The 969-nt window shown below is 66.7% G+C and carries 1 pseudogene; it reads right to left on the bottom strand.

Annotated elements, in window-relative coordinates:
- Positions 1–969 (bottom strand): annotated as a pseudogene (locus LPA54_RS32945) (type IV secretion protein Rhs); the annotation flags it as partial.

The following is a 969-nucleotide window of genomic DNA, read 5'->3' as shown; positions in this document are numbered from 1 at the left end:
CTGCATCCCGTTCATAGGTCAACACAACGCTGCCGACGCCCGCCCGGACGATGTTGCCGACCGCGTCGTACGTGTAGGTCGTGACTCCTTCGGACGTGCGCTGCTCCACCACCTTGTCCCGGGCATCGCGAACATAGGTGACGGACTGACCGAGTCCGTTGGTCAGCTCGACCAGGCGGCCGCCCGCGTCGAAGCGGTAACTCTGGGTACGGCCGGAGAAGTCCCGCTCTCGCACCAGACGTCCGGCGGCATCGTAGACATAGCTCCACTCGGCTCCGAGCTGGTTGGTGACGGAAGTGACACGCAGTTCACGGTCGTAGGTGAAGGTCAGGAGCGAGCCGTCCGGATCGGTGCGCGAGGTGACGAGATCGAACCCGCCGTATGTGAAGCGGGTCACCTGACCGAGGGCGTCCACGTGCTCGACAAGGTTGCCCTCGGCGTCGTAGCTCCGGATCTCCGTCGTGCCGTCGGGGCTGGTGCGTCGGCTCAACCGGCCTTCCGGCGTCCAGTGGAACCGTGTCTCCGCCCCGTCCGGAGCGGTCACTACGACGATCCTGCCGAACGCATCCCTTCGGTATCGGGTCGTCGCGCCTTCTGCGTCGGTGTACGCGAGAGGCAGGCCGGCCGCGTCCGGCTCCACGAGCGCTGTTCGTCCGAGTGCGTCGGTGACGGCGACCAGTGCCCCGATGTCGTTGTATCGGTAGCCGATCCGGGCACCCGTGGGGTCGGTTTCTGCTGTCAGGTTCCCCCGCGCGTCGTACTCCAGGGACCAGACGCTGCCATTGGCCTGCATGAGCGACACCGGCCGACCGAACTGGTTGTTCTCGGCCGACTCCCGGTTGCCGTCGGGACGGACGACGGCTGTCGGTGCGCCGAACTCGTCGTACTCGTAGTGCGTCGTCCGGCCGAGCGGGTCCGTACGGGACAGCAGGCGATCGTAGCGATCCCATTCCGAGTGCGTGGTGTGAC

It is taken from the genome of Streptomyces sp. DH12, assembly GCF_020873895.1.
Taxonomy (GTDB): domain Bacteria; phylum Actinomycetota; class Actinomycetes; order Streptomycetales; family Streptomycetaceae; genus Streptomyces.
Note: the sequence above shows the minus strand (reverse complement) of the source record. Positions and strands in the feature narration are given on the sequence as shown.